Origin of the sequence: Pseudomonas sp. PA27(2017) (assembly GCF_001945445.1) — a bacterium.
In the GTDB taxonomy this organism is placed as follows: Bacteria; Pseudomonadota; Gammaproteobacteria; order Pseudomonadales; family Pseudomonadaceae; genus Aquipseudomonas.
Window position 1 is genome coordinate 55,251 of the sequence record NZ_MSXW01000021.1, and the last position, 19,222, is coordinate 74,472.

The 19,222-nt window shown below is 62.8% G+C and carries 17 protein-coding genes; 5 read left to right on the forward strand and 12 right to left on the reverse strand.

The window, feature by feature from the left end; translation table 11 throughout:
• From BVH06_RS10885 to BVH06_RS10915, 8 genes are all read right to left on the reverse strand, one after another.
• Positions 1-462 (reverse strand): DUF1456 family protein, encoded by a 462-nt coding sequence (locus tag BVH06_RS10885; protein ID WP_075934094.1) that lies wholly within the window; start codon positions 460-462, stop codon positions 1-3.
• Positions 463-523: 61 nt separating this feature from the next.
• Complete coding sequence (locus BVH06_RS10890; RefSeq protein ID WP_075934095.1) at positions 524-1,234, reverse strand: rRNA pseudouridine synthase; 711 nt, start codon at positions 1,232-1,234, stop codon at positions 524-526.
• 107 nt (positions 1,235-1,341) lie between these two features.
• On the reverse strand, positions 1,342-1,608 hold the full coding sequence (locus BVH06_RS25725; RefSeq protein ID WP_168172904.1) for a hypothetical protein: 267 nt from the start codon (positions 1,606-1,608) through the stop codon (positions 1,342-1,344).
• A 44-nt stretch (positions 1,609-1,652) separates the two neighbouring features.
• On the reverse strand, positions 1,653-2,354 hold the full coding sequence (locus BVH06_RS10895) for an ABC transporter ATP-binding protein (RefSeq protein WP_075931190.1): 702 nt from the start codon (positions 2,352-2,354) through the stop codon (positions 1,653-1,655).
• A complete protein-coding gene (gene livG, locus BVH06_RS10900) occupies positions 2,354-3,121 on the reverse strand; it encodes a high-affinity branched-chain amino acid ABC transporter ATP-binding protein LivG (protein ID WP_075931189.1) in 768 nt (255 codons plus the stop codon). Before livG ends, BVH06_RS10895 begins: the two co-directional genes overlap by 1 nt.
• Positions 3,118-4,377, reverse strand: a complete 1,260-nt coding sequence (locus BVH06_RS10905) for a high-affinity branched-chain amino acid ABC transporter permease LivM (protein ID WP_075931188.1) — start codon at positions 4,375-4,377, stop codon at positions 3,118-3,120. The genes livG and BVH06_RS10905 overlap by 4 nt, the downstream gene beginning before the upstream one ends.
• Positions 4,374-5,297 (reverse strand): high-affinity branched-chain amino acid ABC transporter permease LivH, encoded by a 924-nt coding sequence (livH, locus tag BVH06_RS10910; protein WP_070883222.1) that lies wholly within the window; start codon positions 5,295-5,297, stop codon positions 4,374-4,376. Before livH ends, BVH06_RS10905 begins: the two co-directional genes overlap by 4 nt.
• Before the next feature lie 118 nt (positions 5,298-5,415).
• Complete coding sequence (locus tag BVH06_RS10915) at positions 5,416-6,537, reverse strand: branched-chain amino acid ABC transporter substrate-binding protein (RefSeq protein ID WP_013792295.1); 1,122 nt, start codon at positions 6,535-6,537, stop codon at positions 5,416-5,418.
• A gap of 290 nt (positions 6,538-6,827) precedes the next feature.
• Between BVH06_RS10915 and BVH06_RS10920 the strand changes: the two genes are divergently transcribed.
• The 3 genes from BVH06_RS10920 (at position 6,828) to BVH06_RS10930 (ending at position 8,553) form a co-directional block, all read left to right on the forward strand.
• Positions 6,828-7,139 (forward strand): DUF2288 domain-containing protein, encoded by a 312-nt coding sequence (locus tag BVH06_RS10920; protein WP_075931187.1) that lies wholly within the window; start codon positions 6,828-6,830, stop codon positions 7,137-7,139.
• Between the two features lie 199 nt (positions 7,140-7,338).
• Positions 7,339-7,707 (forward strand): DUF5064 family protein, encoded by a 369-nt coding sequence (locus BVH06_RS10925; protein WP_075934096.1) that lies wholly within the window; start codon positions 7,339-7,341, stop codon positions 7,705-7,707.
• 54 nt (positions 7,708-7,761) lie between these two features.
• Entirely contained in the window at positions 7,762-8,553 is a 792-nt protein-coding gene (locus BVH06_RS10930; RefSeq protein ID WP_075934097.1) for a hydroxypyruvate isomerase family protein, read from the forward strand.
• Here the strand turns inward: BVH06_RS10930 and mdoH are convergent.
• The 3 genes from mdoH to BVH06_RS10945 form a co-directional block, all read right to left on the reverse strand.
• Positions 8,536-11,109 carry a glucans biosynthesis glucosyltransferase MdoH gene (mdoH, locus tag BVH06_RS10935; RefSeq protein WP_075934098.1) on the reverse strand — a complete coding sequence of 858 codons (2,574 nt, stop codon included), beginning with the start codon at positions 11,107-11,109 and terminating at the stop codon, positions 8,536-8,538. The two genes, BVH06_RS10930 and mdoH, sit on opposite strands and share 18 nt — an antisense overlap.
• Positions 11,106-12,650, reverse strand: coding sequence for a glucan biosynthesis protein G (locus BVH06_RS10940; RefSeq protein ID WP_075934110.1), 1,545 nt, complete (start codon positions 12,648-12,650; stop codon positions 11,106-11,108). Before BVH06_RS10940 ends, mdoH begins: the two co-directional genes overlap by 4 nt.
• Positions 12,651-12,793: 143 nt before the next feature.
• On the reverse strand, positions 12,794-14,050 hold the full coding sequence (locus BVH06_RS10945) for an acyltransferase (RefSeq protein WP_075934099.1): 1,257 nt from the start codon (positions 14,048-14,050) through the stop codon (positions 12,794-12,796).
• A gap of 267 nt (positions 14,051-14,317) precedes the next feature.
• On the opposite strand from BVH06_RS10945, the gene BVH06_RS10950 reads away from it, so the two are divergent.
• On the forward strand, positions 14,318-15,661 hold the full coding sequence (locus BVH06_RS10950; protein ID WP_075934100.1) for an MFS transporter: 1,344 nt from the start codon (positions 14,318-14,320) through the stop codon (positions 15,659-15,661).
• A gap of 86 nt (positions 15,662-15,747) precedes the next feature.
• Here BVH06_RS10950 and lon read toward each other — a convergent pair whose 3' ends face one another.
• Positions 15,748-18,135 (reverse strand): endopeptidase La, encoded by a 2,388-nt coding sequence (lon, locus tag BVH06_RS10955; protein WP_075934101.1) that lies wholly within the window; start codon positions 18,133-18,135, stop codon positions 15,748-15,750.
• A gap of 197 nt (positions 18,136-18,332) precedes the next feature.
• Between lon and BVH06_RS10960 the strand changes: the two genes are divergently transcribed.
• A complete protein-coding gene (locus BVH06_RS10960) occupies positions 18,333-19,085 on the forward strand; it encodes an AraC family transcriptional regulator (protein ID WP_075931180.1) in 753 nt (250 codons plus the stop codon).
• The last annotated feature ends 137 nt before the right edge of the window (positions 19,086-19,222 follow it).

A 19,222-nucleotide genomic window follows, 5' to 3' on the forward strand; every position in this document is an offset into this window, starting at 1 on the left:
TCAGCCGCGCAGGCGCTGGGTCAGGCCCTTGAGGAAGTTGCGCAGGAACTGATCGCCGCAGGGGCGGTAGTTGCTGGTGCCGGCCTTGCGGAACAGCGCGCTCATTTCCGGCTTCGACACCACGAAATCGACGCTGCGCATGATGGCGTGGATGTCGTCTTCCTTCAGCTCGAAGGCCACGCGCAGTTTCTTCAGCACCTGATTGTTGCTCACCGGCAACTCCAGGGCGGGCGCCGCGCGGCTATCGTCCTTGCCGCGCTTGAAGTACACCAGGCCATCGAGAGCATGGGCCAGCAGTTCATCGCTGCATGGCTGGAAGCCTTGCTCGTCGTCCTTTTTCAGCACGGCGGCGATCTGCTCCTCGCTCACCGCGTAGCCGCCGAGCTCGACGATCTCGGCCAGTTGTTCGTCGCTGATGTCGAGCATGTAGCGCAGGCTGCGCAATACATCGTTGTTGATCATGGGTATTCCTGATGACGGGCGCGCCAGCCTGGCGCAACCCTGTGAAAGGGAGGGGCGTGGCTCAGAAACGTTCCTTGGCGCCCAGGTAGCGCCATTGACCTGCTGGAACCTTGCCCATGGGCACGCCGCCGATGCGGATGCGCTTGAGGCCCAGCACCTTGAGGCCGACGCTGTTGCACATGAACACCAATTGGCCGGGCAGCGGGTTCTTGAGGGCGAAGCGCAGGCGGGTTTCGTTTTGCCAGCTGACCTTGCAGGGCGCCAGGGGAGTGCCGTTGAACACCAGGCCATGGTTGAGGCGCTTGAGGTCGCGTTCCGACAGCTCGCCGCTGACCTCTACCACGTACTCCTGCTCGAGCTTGGCCAGGTCCTCGCGCAGCTTGCGCTCGGTGCGCCAGTCCTGTGTAAGCACGTGCAGGCCGTCGGCGCCCGCCTGCAGGGGGATGCAGGGCGTCAGGCGGTCAAAGTGTCCTTTGAGGGTACGTTGCTCGGCGCGATCATCCGGCCAGCGGCTGTCCGGGCCGATCTCCTCGGCGGCGCGTTCGGGAAAGCGTCCGCTGGGAATGTGCAGCAGCAGGGTAACCGGCAGCAGTGGCTCGGCAACGGCATCTGGCAGCAGGGCGACGGTTTCGTCGGTGACCTTGCGCTGCGGTTCGTCAACGACCACACCGTCAACCGTGACCCAGCCGCCCTCGATGTACAGTTCAGCCTCGCGGCGCGAGCAGCCGGTGAGTTCGATCAGGCGTTTGGAGAGGCGAAGGGGAGCGGTCATGGCAGAGCATCGTCAGCGAAGTGATGCCCATTGTACCGTTGCGCGCAGGCTCATGCGCGCTGCATGAAAAAAGCCGGGCAGGGCGCCCGGCTTGCAGATGACGGTGATCAGAAGATCAGTGAGAAGATACCGATCACGACCAGCAGGCCGATCAGGAAGATGATGCCGATGGTGCTGCCCAGAAACTTCAGCATGGTGCGACTCCTGTTTAGTCCGTTCAGTATTGGGACTGGAGCGCGCCGGGCAACGTTCAGGATAAATGTCCTCTGCTCGCACAGATGTACGAAAACGTAGGCGAGGCAGTCAGCGCAATACCGATGGCGGCCCCGCGAAAGCAGGCTAAAAAGCGGAGTGTACGAGCTGTACATGAGCATTTTTAGCCTGCTTTCAACGCAGCGATGGCAACGTAGGTAGTTTTCTAGCCGCCCAGGTAGGCGTCACGCACCTTCGGATCATTCAGCAGATCGTGCCCACTGCCCTGCATGACGATCCGCCCGTTCTCCAGCACGTAGCCACGGTCGGCGAGCTTGAGCGCCTGGTTGGCGTTCTGCTCGACCAGAAACACCGTCACTCCGTCCTTGCGCAGTTGCTCGATGATGTCGAAGATCTGCTGGATGATGATCGGCGCCAGGCCCAGCGAGGGCTCGTCGAGCAGCAGCAGCTTGGGTTTGCTCATCAGCGCACGGCCGATGGCGAGCATCTGCTGCTCGCCGCCGGACATGGTGCCGGCGCGCTGCACCAGGCGTTCCTTCAGGCGCGGGAACAAGTGCAGCACCTTGTCCAGTTGCTCCTGATTGTCCGCCTTGTTGCCGAAGAAGCCGCCCATGGCGAGGTTTTCCTCGACGGTCAGGCGGGCGAACACGCGGCGGCCTTCCGGCACCACGGCGATGCTCTTGCGCATGATCTGCGGGGTTTCCATGCCGACCAGCTCTTCACCCTGGTAACGGATGCTGCCGCTGGTGGCCTGTGGCGTGCCGCACAGGGTCATCAGCAGGGTGGATTTGCCGGCGCCGTTGGCACCGATCAGGGTGACGATCTCGCCCTGGCGCACTTCCACGCTGACACCGTGCAGCGCCTGGATCTTGCCGTAGAAGGTGGAAACGTTGTCGAAATACAGCATTACGCTTCCCCCAGGTAGGCTTTGATCACGTCCGGATTGTCGCGGATCTGTTGTGGCGTGCCGTCGGCCAGAGGCGTGCCCTGGTTGATCACGAAGATGTGGTCGGAAATGCTCATGACCAGCTTCATGTCGTGCTCGATCAGCAGCACGGTCACGTCGTGCTCGTCACGCAGCACGCCGATCAGCGCTTTCAGGTCGTCGGTTTCCCGCGGGTTGAGGCCGGCGGCCGGCTCGTCGAGCATCAGAATGCTCGGCCGAGTCATCATGCACCGGGCGATTTCCAGGCGGCGCTGCTGGCCGTAGGCCAGAGTGCCGGCCGGGCGGTTGGCGAATTCGGTCAGGTTGACCTGCTCCAGCCAGTGCGCGGCGTAATCCATGGCCTCGCGTTCGCTGCGGCGAAACGCCGGGGTCTTGAACAGCCCGGAGAGGAAGTTGGTGTTGATGTGGCGGTGCTGGGCAACCAGCAGGTTTTCCACCGCAGTCATTTCCTTGAACAGGCGAACGTTCTGGAACGTGCGCACCACACCTTTGCGGGCGATCTTGTGGCCCGGCAGGCCTTCGATCTGCTCGCCACCCAGGCGGATGCTGCCCGAGGTCGGCTTGTAGAAACCGGTCAGGCAGTTGAACACGGTGGTCTTGCCGGCGCCGTTCGGGCCGATCATCGACACTACCTGTTTTTCATTGACCGAGAGGCTGACCCCGTTGACGGCCAGCAGGCCGCCAAAACGCATGGACAGGCCGCTCACTTCTAGAATCGGGCGGCTCATCGTTGTTTCAACTCCAGGTGTGGGCGCTGCATGGGCATGAGGCCCTGCGGACGCCAGATCATCATCACGATCATGGTCAGACCGAATATCAGCATGCGGTACTCGTTGAAGTCGCGCATCTCCTGCAGCAGGGTCATCACGATGGCGGCGAATATGATGCCGAGCTGCGAGCCCATGCCACCGAGCACGACGATGGCGAGGATCATCGCCGACTCGATGAAGGTGAACGATTCCGGCGTCACCAGGCCCTGGCGGGCGGCGAAGAAGCTGCCGGCGAAACCGGCGAAGCTGGCACCGATGGTGAAGGCCGAGAGCTTGACCGTGGTTGGGTTCAGGCCCAGGGCGCGGCAGGCGATTTCGTCTTCACGCAGCGCTTCCCAGGCGCGGCCGATCGGCATGCGCATCAGGCGGTTGATCACGAAGATGGCGGCCAGCACCAGCAGCAGGGCGATCAGGTAGAGGAAGATCACCTTGTAGGTGGAGTTGTAGGCGATGCCGAGGAAATCGTGCAGCGTCTGGCCGCCATCCGGCGCGCGGCGATCGAGGGACAGGCCGAACAGTTCTGGCTTGGGAATCGAGCTGATGCCGTTCGGGCCGCCGGTGATGTCGGTGAGGTTGCGCAGCATGATGCGGATGATCTCGCCGAACCCCAGGGTGACGATGGCCAGGTAGTCGCCGCGTAGCCTGAGTACCGGGAAACCCAGCAGGCAACCGAAGGTGGCGGCCATCAGGCCCGCTATCGGCAATGCCGTCCAGAAGCCGAACCCGGCGTACTCGGCGAGCAGCGCGTAGGTATAGGCGCCCACGGCGTAGAAGCCGACGTAACCCAGGTCGAGCAGGCCGGCGAGGCCGACCACGATGTTCAGGCCGATGCCCAGCATCACGTAGATGAGGATCAGCGTGGCGATGTCCACCGCGGCGCGGGAGCCGAAGAACGGCCAGGCCAGGGCCACCACGAACAGCGCGAGCATGATCCAGCGCTGCACGCTGGGTAGGGTCAGGGTGTCCTTGAGGTTCGACGGAATGCTCGGCAGCGCGCCCTTGAGCTTTTCACCGCCGAGCAGGCGGTCACGCAGCACCAGGTGCCAGACGAACAGCAGTGCAGCGGCGATGCCGATGGTCCACAGGGTCTGGGCGCTGGCGCCGCTGACCTGCAGGCTGATGCCGACGACGCTGAGCTTGAGGCCGAGGATCGGGTAGGAGATCAGCAGCAGCAGAATGCTGCTGAACAGGGCGGTCTTGAGGTTCTTGCTCATACTTTTTCAACCTCCGGACGGCCAAGGATGCCGGTCGGGCGGAACAGCAGCACCAGGACCAGCAGGCTGAAGGCCACGACGTCCTTGTACTGGTCGCCGAAGATGTCGGCGCCGAAGGCTTCGGCCACGCCGAGTACCAGGCCGCCGAGCACGGCACCCGGAATGCTGCCGATGCCGCCGAGTACCGCGGCGGTGAACGCCTTGATGCCGGCCAGGAAGCCCAGGTGCGGGTTGATCACCCCGTATTGCATGCCCAGCAGCACCGCCGCGACGGCCGCCAGGGCGGCGCCGATGACGAAGGTCAGGGCGATGATGTTGTTGGTGTTGATGCCCAGCAGGTTGGCCATCTTCAGGTCCTCGGCGCAGGCGCGGCAGGCGCGGCCCAGGCGGGAGCGGGAGATGAACAGGGTCAGGCCGATCATGGTCAGGAAGGTGACCACGAAGATCAGCACCTGCATGTAGGAGATCACCACGCCATTCATGGCGCTCTCACCGAACACGAAGTTGCCGGGCAGCGGGTTGGTGATGGCCTTGTCCTTGGAGTCCTGGGACAGCATCACGGCGTTCTGCAGGAAGATCGACATGCCGATCGCCGAAATCAGCGGGATCAGCCGGTTGCCGCCGCGTAGCGGCCGGTAGGCGACCCGTTCGATGCTGTAACCGAAAGCACTGGTGACGATGATGCTCGCTGCGAAGGCGCAGATCATGATCAGTGGCAGGCTGTCGAGGCCCATCATCGCCAGTAGGGTGATGGCGATGAAGGCGACGTAGGATCCGATCATGTAAACCTCGCCGTGGGCGAAGTTGATCATGCCGATGATGCCGTACACCATGGTGTAGCCAATGGCGATGAGGGCATAGGTACTGCCGACGGTCAGGCCGTTGAGTAGCTGTTGCAGGTAGTGATAAAGATCAGGCATTGCCTAACTCCTGGGTTTGCGCGCACGGCAGCGCTTGTGGCGCAGCGCGAAACCGGAATTCTTTCTAATAAACAAAGCCCACTGCACGAGCAGTGGGCTTTAGGCTCAGGCGGGGGAGTTACTTGGCTTCGGACTTGGTGCCGTCCTGGTGCCATTCGTAAACCACGAAGTTGAAGTTCTTCAGGTCGCCTTTCTCATCGAAACCGAGGGTGCCGGTCGGGGTTTCGAAGGTGTTGGCGCGCAGGGCTGCGGCTACTTCGGCGGTGTCGGTGCTACCGGCTTTCTCGATGCCGCCGGCGATGACCTGAACGGCAGCGTAGGCCGGGAACACGAACGGACCGCTCGGGTCTTCGTTCTTGGCCTTGAAGGCCTCGACCAGCGCCTTGTTCTTCGGATCCTGGTCGAAGGATTGCGGCAGGGTGACCAGCAGGCCTTCGGAAGCCGGGCCGGCGATGGCCGAGATTTCCTTGTTGCCTACGCCTTCGGGGCCCATGAAGCGAACGTCGAGGCCTTTTTCCTTGGACTGGCGCAGCAGCAGACCCAGTTCCGGGTGGTAGCCACCATAGTAGACGAAGTCGATGCCCTGCTGCTTGAGCTTGGCGATCAGCGAGGAGAAGTCCTTGTCGCCGGCGTTGATGCCTTCGAACACGCCAACTTTGACGCCTTTGGATTCCAGGGTCTGCTTGACGGCGCTGGCGATGCCTTCACCGTACTGCTGCTTGTCGTGGATGACGGCGACGTTCTTCGGCTTGATGTGGTCAGCGATGAAGTTACCCGCGGTCGGGCCCTGCAGGCTGTCCAGACCGATGGTGCGGAAGATCAGCTCGTAGCCACGGGCGGTGATTTCCGGGCTGGTGGCAGCCGGGGTGATCATCAGGATGCCTTCGTCTTCGTAGATGTCCGAAGCCGGCTGAGTGGAGCTGGAGCACAGGTGACCAACGACGAACTTGGCGCCATCGTTGACGATCTTGTTGGCTACGGCCACGGCTTGCTTGGGATCGCATGCGTCGTCATAGACCACGCCTTCGAGCTGAGCACCGTTCACGCCACCGGCCTTGTTGATCTGCTCGATGGCCATCTTGGCACCGACGAACTGCATTTCACCGTACTGAGCGACGGCACCGGTCACCGGGCCAGCCATGGCGATCTTGATGGTGTCGGCGGCGACCGAGTAGCTGGCGCAGCCAGCCAGGGCCATAGCGGCGAACAGCTTGGAAATCTGCTTAGTAGCGTTGTTCATAGTGCTCCACTCGTTGTGTTTTGTTGTAGTTCTGGTAGCCAAAGCTGCAGAACCGGAGTCGACTTCCGGCCATATCCCCGGCAACTGTACCGATACAGTGTAGAGCGCAGATTTGCGCCTTGGAAAGTCGGCAGTCGAAAGAGAACGGTAAGAATGTCGCGTAATTGCAAGAAATGTATAGAAAAACGGCTAGTTCCTGACCGCCGGGCGGTTGACAGTCCCTTGTCTGTCAGCCGTCCGTCGTTATCATGGCGGCCGTCAAAAAACGGCCATCGAAATACGGAACTGCCATGAACGAACAACCAAGCACCCTCTATGCCAAATTGCTCGGCGAAACCGCCCCCATTACCTGGCAGGAACTGCAGCCGTTCTTCGCCCGCGGCTCGCTGCTCTGGGTCGATAGCGACCAGGACCTTATCGAGGTAGCCGAGGCGGTCGCCGAAAATCGCAAGGATGAGGTCGCTGCATGGCTGGATGCCGGGCGTATCGCGGTACTGAACGATAGCCGTGCGCAAGATCTGCTCGCCCGCGATCCGTCATTGTGGGCCGTGGTCGTCGCGCCTTGGGTACTGGTGCAGGAACGCGCCGAAAAGAAGCACTGAGTTCAAACGAGCGTATCAAGCCCTCTGCCATAGGTATTTGCAGCGCTCGTCTCGTGTCGAATATGCTCACTATTGGTGCTTTATGTGCGCTTTTGTGGTGCGCTTTCGCGATGGCATCATCATGTGCCGCTAGGGTCTATGTTGAGGAGCCCGATGCCTATCGTGGTTTCGGTCGATCCTTCAGCACGGGAGACAGCACATGTTCGAGCCTGGCCATTTTCATCGCAGTAACAGCGTGGCGACTGGTGACGTTCCGGTCTACGCCATCGACCTGCATTACGACATCCGTCAGGATGCGGCCGAGGGGCCGATGCTGCAGATGTCCATGAGGGGCGAGATCGACGGTGCGGCATTCGAGGAGGCCTTCGAGCTGCACCGCGATACCGCCTTCAACTTCGCCAGTGTGGTCAGCCGCCTGGCTCACAAGCATGGCCTGCCCACCAGCGTGGTGCTGATCAGCCATGAATACGAGGCGTTCGACCAGATGTTCGAGGATATCCGGCATCGCCTGGATGCCCACAGTGGCGATCCGGTCGATCTTGATCATCTTGCAAAGGACGGTCTCTAGATCCGTCATCATCTTTAGTGCCGTTTCCAAGAATGGCCAGCCAAGGAGTCGTGCATGAAGCTATCCGCCAATCTGACGATGCTGTTCACCGAGCGGCCTCTGCTCGAGCGCATCGTGGCAGCCGCTGCGGCGGGTTTCGATGGCGTGGAAATCCAGTTTCCCTACGAAGTGCCGGCGTTGCGCCTGAAGGACGAATTGGAGCGGGCAGGGCTGCCGCTGGTGTTGATGAATTTCCCAGGCGGCGACTTTCTTGCCGGCGGGCCTGGGCTGGCGGCGGTACCGGCGCGCCAGTCAGCATTCGATGAGGCGCTCGAGGCTGCATTGACCTACGCGGCCATGGCGCGCCCGCAGTTCGTCAATGTGTTGCCCGGGCGCCTGGCGGAGGGGCTCGATCGCGAGCAGGCGCTGGACACTCTTGTCGGCAATGCGCGCAAGGCCGCGGAGGCTTTTGGGTTACTGGGCATTGGCGTGGTCAGCGAGGCGATCAATCCCCTCGACATGCCGGGCTTTCTGGTCAATACGCCGCAGCACTTGCAGGCGCTGCTGGCTGCCGTCGACCACGACAATTTCCGGGCGCAGCTGGATATCTATCACATGGCGCGGCAGGGGATCGATCCGGTGGTGGCGGTGGAAATGCTGGCCGGGCGGATCGGCCACGTGCAATTCGCCGATTGTCCGGGGCGTGGTGCGCCCGGCACGGGAAGCATCGATTTCACGGCTGTGCGCAATGCACTGGAGAGCGCCGCCTACCGCGGCTGGCTGGGCGCCGAGTACCGCCCCGAAGAGGGCGATACCGGTGCCAGCCTGGGCTGGATGACCGCGTGGCGGTCAGTTGACCAGGGGTGAGGCGCTGGCAACCGGCGCCAGCTTGAGCGCCTGGTTGTCATGTTTTGGCTGGGCCGGCGCACTCTGGTTGTAGGCATGGCGCCACAGCGGGTGCTGCTCGGCCTGTTGCCACAGTTGCGCGTGCAGGCGCGCCAGCAGCACCGGGTCGCTCAACAGCGCCAGCTTGCGCTTACCATCGAGCTTTTTCGGGCCCAGCTCCAGCGCCTCGTTCAGTGCACGTTGACGCGCCCGTTCGAGCAGCGGTGCCTGACCGTGACGCGCGGTGGCCATGGCGCAAGCCAGGGCATTGGGGAAGGGCCGCAGCACCGCTTCGATGAAACCGTTTTCCATGGCGTGCTCGCGGTTGTGCCGCGTGTAGGCGTAGGTGGACAGCAGCTCCTGAGGCGGGTTGGATTCCTCGGGAATCAGGAACAGCTTGGCCTTCTTGCTGCCCAGGCCCAGGCTCAGGCGGCTGGAGAACACCGACACCGGGATCGACAGCATCAGCGATACCACGATAGGCGACAGCCACCACAGGAAGTTCGGGTCGAGCCAGGCCACGCCGGCCATCCAGGCCATGCCCAGCAATGCCTGCCAACCATGACGGCGCGTGGCGTCACCCCAGGTGGTGATGCCGTTGTCGCGCTGCGGCGAGTTCCAGGTGGCGGACCAGCCCAGGAACGCAGCGGTGACGAACATGGTGTGGAACAGCATGCGCACCGGTGCCAGTAGCACCGAGAAGAGCATTTCCAGGAGCATGCTCAACGTTGCCTTGAAGGCGCCGCCATAAGCCTTGGCGCCCTTGATCCAGATGAGGATCACGGCAAGTAGCTTGGGTAGGAACAGCAAGGTCAGGGTGGTGGAAAACAACGTCACCGCCAGCTGTGGATTCCAGCGTGGCCACACCGGGAACAGCTGGCCGGGCACCAGGAAGTACTGTGGCTCCATCAACGTGTGGATCGCCAGCAGGGCGGTGGAGAGCAGCAGGAACATGAACCACAGCGGCGCCGACAGGTAGGACATCACGCCAGTGAGGAACACCGCGCGGTGTACCGGGTGCATGCCCTTGACCAGGAACAGGCGGAAGTTCATCAGGTTGCCGTGGCACCAGCGACGGTCGCGCTGCAACTCGTCGATCAGGTTTGGCGGCAGTTCTTCATAGCTGCCCGGCAGATCGTAGGCGATCCATACACCCCAGCCGGCGCGGCGCATCAGCGATGCCTCGACGAAGTCGTGGGACATGATCGCGCCGGCGAACGAACCCTTGCCAGGCAGCGGCGCGAGGGCGCAATGCTCGATGAACGGCTGCATGCGGATGATCGCGTTGTGTCCCCAGTAATGGGACTCACCCAGCTGCCAGTAGTGCAGGCCGGCGGTGAACAGTGGGCCGTAGGCGCGGGTGGCGAACTGCTGCAGGCGCGCGTACAGGGTATTCATGCCTGCCGCTTTGGGGGAGGTCTGGATGATGCCGGCCTGTGGGTTGGCTTCCATCAGCCGCACCAGTTTGGTCAGGCATTCGCCGCTCATCACGCTGTCGGCGTCAAGCACCACCATGTAGCGGTAATCGCCACCCCAGCGGCGGCAGAAGTCGTCGATGTTGCCGCTCTTGCGCTTCACGCGGCGACGGCGGCGGCGGTAGAAGATATTGCCGAAGCCTTCGGTCTCCTGGCACAGCTCCAGCCAGGCGCGCTGCTCGGCTACGGCGATATCGGCATCGCCGGTGTCGCTGAGCACGAAGAAGTCGAACTGGTCGAGCTCGCCGGAAGCCTTCACCGACTCATAGGTGGCGCGCAGGCCGGCGAACACCCGGGGCACGTCCTCGTTGCAGATCGGCATGATGATCGCGGTGCGGGCTTTCGGGTCGATCGGCTCGTCGCCCGCGCTGCTGCCGGAAATGCCATAGCGGTCGTAGCCACGCAGCAGTTCCCAGAAGCCCATCAGGGCCGTCCAGAAACCGGCCGATACCCAGCAGAACAGCAGTGAGAACAGCGCCAGGATGCTGCCCTGAACGAGGTAGGGTAGCACCTGGAAGAAGCTTTCCTGCCAGCCTTGCTCCATCACTTCCTGCAGGTTGATCAGCGCCCAGCCCTGGTAGGGCAGGATGCTGTTCATGTACCAGGTGGCAACGGCGGTCTGGCCGAGCATCAGCAACAGCAGCACATAGCGACGCAGCGAACCGACGCGGCGCCAGCGCGCCGGTTCCAGTTCACGCTTGGGCGGGCGTGGCGGATTGCTCTTGCCGAACAGTGAGCGAAAGCCGCGGGTCAGCAGGTTGGTGCGCCACGGCTCGGGGGTCATCTTGGTGCGGTTGAGCGGCGGGGCAGCCCTCAGAATCGGCCGCCCGGCAGCGTCGAGCGAGAGCAGGCCATTGGCTTCCAGGGGCTCGCCCGCGCCGAGTTCGATACGCCGGGCGGCAGATTTGTGCACGGCCTCTTCGGCCTCTGCCGCCGGCACACCGCCGAGGCGGGCGTGCAGTTCGGTGAAGTCGCGACAATCAGCCAGCGCTTCGCGCTCGGTGGCACTCAGAGGCAGGCTGTCCAGGTACTCGTCCAGGGCGGACTGCTCGGTGGTTTTCATTGGGGGGCAACCGTATTGGGCGGGAGTTGATAGCTCCAGGTCTCGCTAAGGGTCTTGTCACCCTCGACCAGGGCCGCGCGCATTTCCACCGCTTGCTTGGGATCCTTGACCTTGAAGCGCACCGTCATGCGCCAGCCTTTGGTGGCCTTGTTGTACTGCAACTGGTTGTCCAGCACCTCGGCGTTGTCGTTGATGCTGAAGTTGCTCGTCACGGCGGCGTCGGGCTTGAGCGCTTCGAGGGAAGGGCCTTCGAAATCCACCAGCAAAGCAAGGCTGCCGTCGAGCTTGCGGGTCAGGTTGGGCTGCTTTACTTCACCGGCGCTGCGCATGGTCTGCTTGACCCAGGCGATGTCCTGGCCCAGCTGGGCGCGCTCGTCCTTGGTCCAGTGCATGCGATAGTCGAACGCCATCGGCTCGCCCGGCTTGGGCTGCTCGTCGGGTGTCCAGAAGGCGACGATGTTGTCGTTGGTTTCGTCCGGGGTGGGGATTTCCACCAGCTCGACCTTGCCCTTGCCCCATTCGCCCTTGGGTTCGATCCACACGCTGGGGCGTTGTTCGTAGTGATCGTCCAGGTCTTCGTACTGGGCGAAGTCACGGCCGCGTTGCAGCAGGCCGAAACCTTTCGGGTTCTGCACTTCGAAGGTGCTCACCGCCAGGTTCTGTGGGTTGTTCAGCGGGCGCCAGATGTGCTCGTCGCTGCCGGTGTGGATCGCCAGGCCATTGGCGTCGTGCAGCGCAGGGCGGTAGTTGGCCTTGGCGGAGCGCTGGTTGCTGCCGTACAGGAACATGCTGGTCAGCGGGGCGACGCCCAGCTTGGTGACGTTCTCGCGCAGGAATACCTTGGATTTCACGTCGACCACCGAATCCTTGCCGGGGCGCAGGATGAAGCGGTAGGCGCCGGTAGCGCGCGGCGAGTCGAGCAGGGCGAATATCACCAGATGCTTGTCGCCGGCTTTCGGGCGCTCGATCCAGAACTCGCGAAAATAGGGAAATTCCTCGCCGCTGGGCAGTGCGGTATCGATGGCAAGGCCACGGGACGAAGTGCCATAGACCTGATCCTTGCCGACCACACGGAAGTAGCTGGCGCCGAGCACGCTCATGATTTCGTCGAGCTTGTCCTTCTCATTGATCGGATACATGACACGAAAGCCTGCGTAGCCCAGATCCTTGGTGGCGTCCTTGTCGACCTTGACGTCGCCGAAGTCGAAGCGCTCGGGATCGTACTTGATCTCGTTGACGCTGGTGCTGGTCACTTCGTTGATCTTCACCGGGGTCTCGAAGTGCATGCCCTGGTGGTAGAAGCTCAGCTTGAAGGGCGTCTTGCTGTCGGCCCATTCGTACTTGTCTTCACGCGCCTTGATCTGCTGGTAGTCCTTGAACGGCAGGCTGCGCAGTTCGCTGGGCAGGTTGCTGGCGGGTGCGGCGTAAGGTTTGTCCAGCAGGCCCTTGGCTTGTGAAGCCACATCATCGAGAGAGAAAGCCAGCACCTGAGCACTGAACAGCGAGGTGGTGCAGGCCAGGCACAGCGCAGCTGGAAGCATGCTGTGGCGGACAGATGCCTTGACGGTTTTGAGGATCACGGATCCCTCCAGAAAACAGTAAGAAACAGCGGCACGGTCGGCCGAACATCTCCTTCCGACCGTCGCCGTTGCAGATGATTCCTGGGAATTTCCTTCCGTTTTCCTCAGCTTGTGCTACGCCGCACGGGCAGCCACTTGAGCAGCCGTTTGCGGGTCGGCACCACGGCGTTCTCTTGGGCCCACACACACAGGATCACCGTCAGCAGCAGGAACAAGGGGTAGAAGACGATCGAAAGGTCCTGCTCGCCAGCGCGCACCGCGCATTCGGCCCAGTTGGCGAAGCACTCGCTGGACGCCACGCTCAGCAGCTTTTCCGAGCGTGAGAACAGGGTGAAGGCCGGAACGTGCAGCACGAACAGCGGCAATGAAGCGGCGCCCAGGCGCTGCGACCAGCGCCAAAGCCGCTGGTTATCCGGCGAGGGGGCCAGGGCGCTGAGATAGATCAGCATGATCTGTACCGGCAGCAACAGGCCGTTGTGCAGCAGGTAGTACCAGAACTGCGGGCCTTCGATCAGCCAGGCGGCAGCAAAAAAACTCGCCGGCACCGCGGCAATCATCAGCCCGATGCCGCCAGCGCCCGGTGTGCGGCCGGCATCCTGCATGTCGCGGAACAGGCCGTAGGTGAGAATGCCGGCGAGAAACTCGGGCAGGCGCACCAGCGGATTGCGGTGCAGGATGCCGGTGAACGGCATGCCGTAGTCACCGTTGAGAATCACCAGTGCGGGTGGAATCAGGTAGATCAGCATCAGCACACCGAGCCACAGCACCTTGTGCTTCAGGCGCGCCAGGCGCGGCGCCACGAAGGGAAAGGTGAGGTAGAAGAAGAACAGGGTGGAGATCGACCACAGGGGTGCGTTGAACGTCAGGTAGAAGGGGTTCCAGGCTTGCAGCATGGTCAGTTGCAGCAGGCTGTTGAGGGCCAGCTCGCCGTTGCTCATGAAGTGTTCGAGGGTGGTGCGCGAAATATCGGTCATGTCTTCGTTGGTGTCGTACACCACGAAGCGGATGCTGGCCTTGGTGTCGTCCGGCGGAATGCCCAGGCTGCTGATCACGAAGATCACCGAAATGGTCAGCAGCAGTGAAAAGATGTGCAGCGGGTAGAGGTTGGCGAAGCGCTTGCTCCAGAAACTCACCGCCGGCTCGCGCAGTTGCCCGCGCTGGCAGTAGACGTGAGCGAGCAGAAAACCGGAAAGCACGAAGAAGGTGCTGGTGGCGAAGAAGCCCACGCTGCTGAGCTGCTTGATGATCGGCAGCTTCTGCTCGGGGTAATTGTGCAGGGTGTGGAAGACCACGATGTAAAGGCCGAGTATGAAGCGCAGCCACTCGAGCCCGATGAAATGTTCCTTGTCGGTGCGGGGCATCCCCGTTCTCCTTATGCCTTGTGTCTGGCGCGTCGATCACGAATGGAGCGCCAGGTGTTGAATGCATAGCCTTCGGCGTCCAGACGGGGTTCAGACAGCTCGAATTCCGTTTCGATCTACTTGGTTTCCCCTCTTGCCGGGGCGCCATCGTCATCGCCTCCTATAACCATCACGAATGATCGTGGGTTTGCCGCCTGTTTACGGCCAAGATGCAGATGCCAGCGGCGGCAGCGGCTTGGCGTCCAACAACAATAAAAGAGCACCGTCATGTCGCAGACTAAACAAGCCGCGAATGCGTGGCGCATCCTGTTCCTGTTGTTTCTCGCCAACCTGTTCAACTTCTTCGACCGCACCATTCCCGCGATCATCCTCGAGCCCATCCGCATGGAGTGGCGGTTGAGTGACTTTCAGTTGGGCATGATCGGCACAGCCTTCACGCTGGTGTACGCCATCGCTGGCGTGCCGTTGGGGCGCATGGCCGATACCGGCTCGCGCCGCAAGATCATGGGGTGGGGGCTGGCCGCCTGGAGTGCGCTGACCGCGGTGAACGGCCTGGCCTGGAGCTACTGGAGCTTTCTGCTGATCCGCATGGGCATCGGGATCGGCGAGGCCAGCTATGCACCGGCCGCCAATTCGCTGATCGGAGACCTGTTTCCGGCCCACAAGCGGGCGCGGGCCATGGGTATCTTCATGCTCGGCTTGCCGTTAGGGTTGTTGCTGGCGTTCTTCACCATCGGCGCGATGGTCGCCGCCTTCGACAGCTGGCGCGCGCCGTTCTTCATCGCCGCGGTACCTGGGCTGATCCTCGCGATATTCATCTTTCTGATCAAGGAACCGCGCCGCGGGGCCGCCGAAGACATTCAGGTGGCCGCCACGCCGGTCAGTCAGCCGCTGCGCAAGGTGTTGCGCATTCCCACGTTCTGGTGGCTGGTGCTGGCTGGCCTGGCGTTCAACTTCGCCACCTACGCCTGCAATTCGTTTTTGGTGCCGATGCTGCAACGCTATTTCCTCCTGCCGCTGCAGGAGGCTGCCGTGGCGACTGGGGTGATCGTCGGCCTTACCGGCCTGGTGGGCCTGACGCTGGGTGGCTGGATCGCGGATCGGATTCACCAGAAATATCGCAACGGGCGCTTGCTCTTCGCCGCCGTCAGCATGCTCGTCGCCACCCTGTGCACCGGTTATGCACTGTATGCGGGGCGTATCGAGATCGGCCTGTTCGTGGCACTGTTCGGTCTCGGCTGGCTGTTTGCCTACAACTTCTACACTTGCGTCTATACCGCGATTCAGGACGTGATCGAACCGCGCTTGCGAGCGACCGCCATGGCCCTGTATTTCGCCGGTCTTTACTTGCTGGGCGGCGGTCTGGGGCCCATTGCCGTAGGGCTGCTATCCGACCACTTTGCTTCGGCGGCCATGCTGGCGGCCGGTGCCGATGAGATGAGCGAAACCTTCAAGGCCGTCGGCCTGCACGATGCCCTTTACCTGGTGCCGGTAGCCCTGCTGCTGACCATGCTGGCATTGCTGCAGGCAAGCCGTCATTTCGTGGCGGATGCGCAGCGTATGCGCGATGGGCTTGTCGAAGCGGCTGCGGTGGATGCAGCCGTCAAGTAAGCGGCATTCGGTGAGCGGGCCTGGCACCCAGGGGCGCCGCGCCTGCCCTTGCTGCTGGGCGCAGCAAGGGCAGGGCAGGGGAGCTGTCAGTCGAACAGTACCTTGGCGACGTCGCTGAAGCGCTTGGCGAAGTGCACGGTAAGGCCTTCCTTGAGGTAGTCCGGTAGCTCTTGGTAGGAGCCGCGGTTGGCCTCGGGCAGGATCAGCTCGTGGATCTTCTGGCGGCGCGCCGCAATGACTTTCTCGCGCACCCCGCCGATGGCCAGTACCTGGCCGGTCAGGGTCAACTCACCGGTCATCGCCACACCCTTTTTGGGTGCCCTGTTGCGCGCCAGGGAGAGCAGCGCGCTGGCGATGGTGACGCCGGCGCTGGGCCCGTCCTTGGGTGTGGCGCCCTCGGGCACGTGCATGTGCACGAAGGCCTGGTCGAAGAAGGTCGGGTCGCCCTTGTAGGTTTTCAGGTTCGAGCTGACGTAGCTGTAGGCGATCTCCGCGGACTCCTTCATCACCTCGCCAAGCTGACCGGTGAGCTTGAAGCCGCGGTTGAGGGTGTGGATGCGCGTCGCCTCGATCGGCAGCGTGGCGCCGCCCATGCTGGTCCAGGCCAGGCCGGTGATCACCCCGACGCCGGACAGCACCTGCTCGCTGCGGAACACCGGCATGCCCAGGTAGCTTTCCAGATCCTTGGCGGCGATCTTGACCTTGGTGTGCGGGTCTTCGAGCAGCTTGACCACCGCCTTGCGTACCAGCTTGCCGAGCTGTTTCTCCAGCTGGCGCACGCCGGCCTCGCGAGCATAGCCTTCGATCAGGGCGCGCAGGGCGCTGTCGCTGATCGACAGCTGCTTGCTCGAGACCCCCGCCTTGTCGAGCTGCTTGGGCCACAGGTGGCGCTTGGCGATGGCCAGCTTTTCCTCGGTGATGTAACCGGACAGGCGCACCACTTCCATACGGTCGAGCAGGGGGCCGGGAATCGAATCCAGGGTGTTGGCGGTGCACACGAACAGCACCTTGGAGAGGTCCAGGCGCAGGTCGAGATAGTGGTCGAGGAATTCGACGTTCTGCTCCGGGTCGAGGGTCTCCAGTAGTGCCGAGGCCGGGTCGCCCTGGAAGCTGCTGCCCATCTTGTCGATCTCGTCGAGCATGATCACCGGGTTCATCACCTCGACATCCTTGAGCGCCTGCACCAGCTTGCCGGGCAGGGCGCCGATGTAGGTACGGCGATGGCCCTTGATCTCGGCCTCGTCACGCATGCCGCCCACCGAGAAACGGTAGAACGGCCGGCCCAGGGATTCGGCGATGGATTTGCCGATGCTGGTCTTGCCCACGCCCGGCGGGCCGACCAGCAGCACGATGGAGCCGGCGATCTCGCCCTTGAAGGCGCCAACGGCGAGGAATTCGGTGATGCGCTGCTTGATGTCGTCCATGCCGGCATGGTGATCGTCGAGCACCTTGCGCGCGTGCTTGAGGTCGAGCTTGTCCTTGCCGACCACGCCCCAGGGCACGCTGGTGGCCCAGTCAAGATAATTGCGGGTGACAGCGTACTCCGGCGAGCCGGTTTCCAGCACGGAGAGCTTGTTCATCTCTTCGTCGATGCGCTTGCGCGCCTGCTCGGGCAGGGTCTTGCCTTCCAGGCGCTGACTGAACTGCTCGGCATCGGCGCTGCGGTCATCCTTGGTGATGCCCAGTTCCTGCTGGATGATCTTCAGCTGTTCCTTGAGGAAGAACTCGCGCTGGTGCTCGCCCACCGAGCGGTTCACCTCGTCGGAGAGCTCGTTCTGCAGGCGCGCGACCTCGACTTCCTTGCGCAGCAGCGGCAGCACCTTTTCCATGCGTTTGAGAATCGGCACGGTGTCGAGCACTTCCTGCAGCACCTTGGATTGTGCAGTGGTCAGGGCGGCGGCGAAGTCGGTGAGCGGCGAAGGGTCATTGGGGCTGAAGCGGTTGAGGTAGTTCTTCAGCTCTTCGTTGTACAGCGGATTGAGCGGCAACAACTCGCGGATCACGTTGATCAGTGCCATGGCGTAAGCCTTGACCTCGTCGCGCCCGTCGTTGGGATTGCGCGGGTAGTCGACTTCGGCCAGGTACGGCGGGCGATGGTGCTTGAGCCAGCCGCGGATGCGCACCCGGGTCAGGCCCTGGGCCACGAACTGCAGCTTGCCGTCGTCATTGCTGACGTGGTGCACGCGCACCACGGTGCCGTGCTCGGGCAGGCTGGAGGTATCGAAGTGGCGGGGGTCGGTGACCGGCTTGTCGACGTAGAACAGCGCCAGGGTCTTGTGCTCGGTCTTGCTGACCAGCTCCAGGGTTTCCGCCCAGTGCTCTTCGTTGACGATCACCGGCAGCACCTGCGCCGGGAAGAAGGGGCGGTTATGAATCGGAATCACATAGAGTTTGTCCGGCAGGTTCTGGCCGGGCAGCATCAGGCTGTGGCTGGTTTGCTCCGAAGCGATCTCGATATCGTGCGGGTCGTTCATGCGGCACCTGTCCATTGACGTTGAGGGTTAGATGGGGCGCCGCCGGCTTTTTTCAACATTTATTCATGTGTCAGGCGTTTCGCTTGTCAGTGCCGCCGGTGTGGCGGTTTTCCCGCCATCAGGCCTCCTGTCGCTACCCATACAGTTTTGCCCGGCAACGCGGTAGAGTGCGCGCGTTGCCCATCGAGTTGCGAATCATGCTCAACGCCCGCCTCATGCGCCTGGACGACCAGGCCCACGAACACACCCACGACCATCATCAACTGGTGATGTCGGTGTCCGGGCGTGCCGAGTTCGAGGTGGTCGGGCGTGGCGGCGAGGTGTGCCGCATGCGCGCCTGCCTGGTGCCGGGCGACGCCGATCATCAGTTCGCCGGCATTGGCGACAACCGCATGCTGATCGTCGACCTCAACGAGCAGGACATGTCCAGCGAGGACCTGCAACTGCTCGGCCACCTGTTCGACACGCCGCGTTACCCGCAGCTCGATGCCGACTTCCAGCACCTGCTCTGCTATGCCGGCGCCGAACTGGAGCGTTACGGCAGCGACCCGCTGCTGGCGCGGTCGCTGGGCGGCGTGCTGCTGCGCGCCCTGCATCTGCGGCTGTTCGGCGAACAACCCAGCCGCGGCCACGGCTCGCTGAACGTGCAGCGCCTCGATGGCTATATCGCCGACAACCTGGCGCGGCGCATCAGCGTGGCCGAACTGGCCCATGTCGCCTGCTTGAGCCCGAGCCATTTCCACGCCCAGTTCAAGGACAGCGTCGGCCTCACGCCCCATCAGTACCTGCTCAAGGCGCGCCTCGATCGCGCCACACGGCTATTGCGGGGCAGCGGATTGCCGCTGGTGCGTATCGCCGAGGAGTGTGGCTTCTCCAGCCAGAGCGCGCTGACCACCGCCATGCGCCGTTATCTGGGGCTCACGCCAAAGCGTCTGCGCGGCAGCGAATAGCGCTCAAGGCCCGGTTTCGAAGGCTTTTCGTCAGATAGTGGCGTTTTGCCTTTTTTCATCGTTACAAAAGCTCGAACTTATCCCCTGGGGCAGCTAATCTTTCCCGCAGACCTTCCTGATCAGCGAAGAGGCCCGTG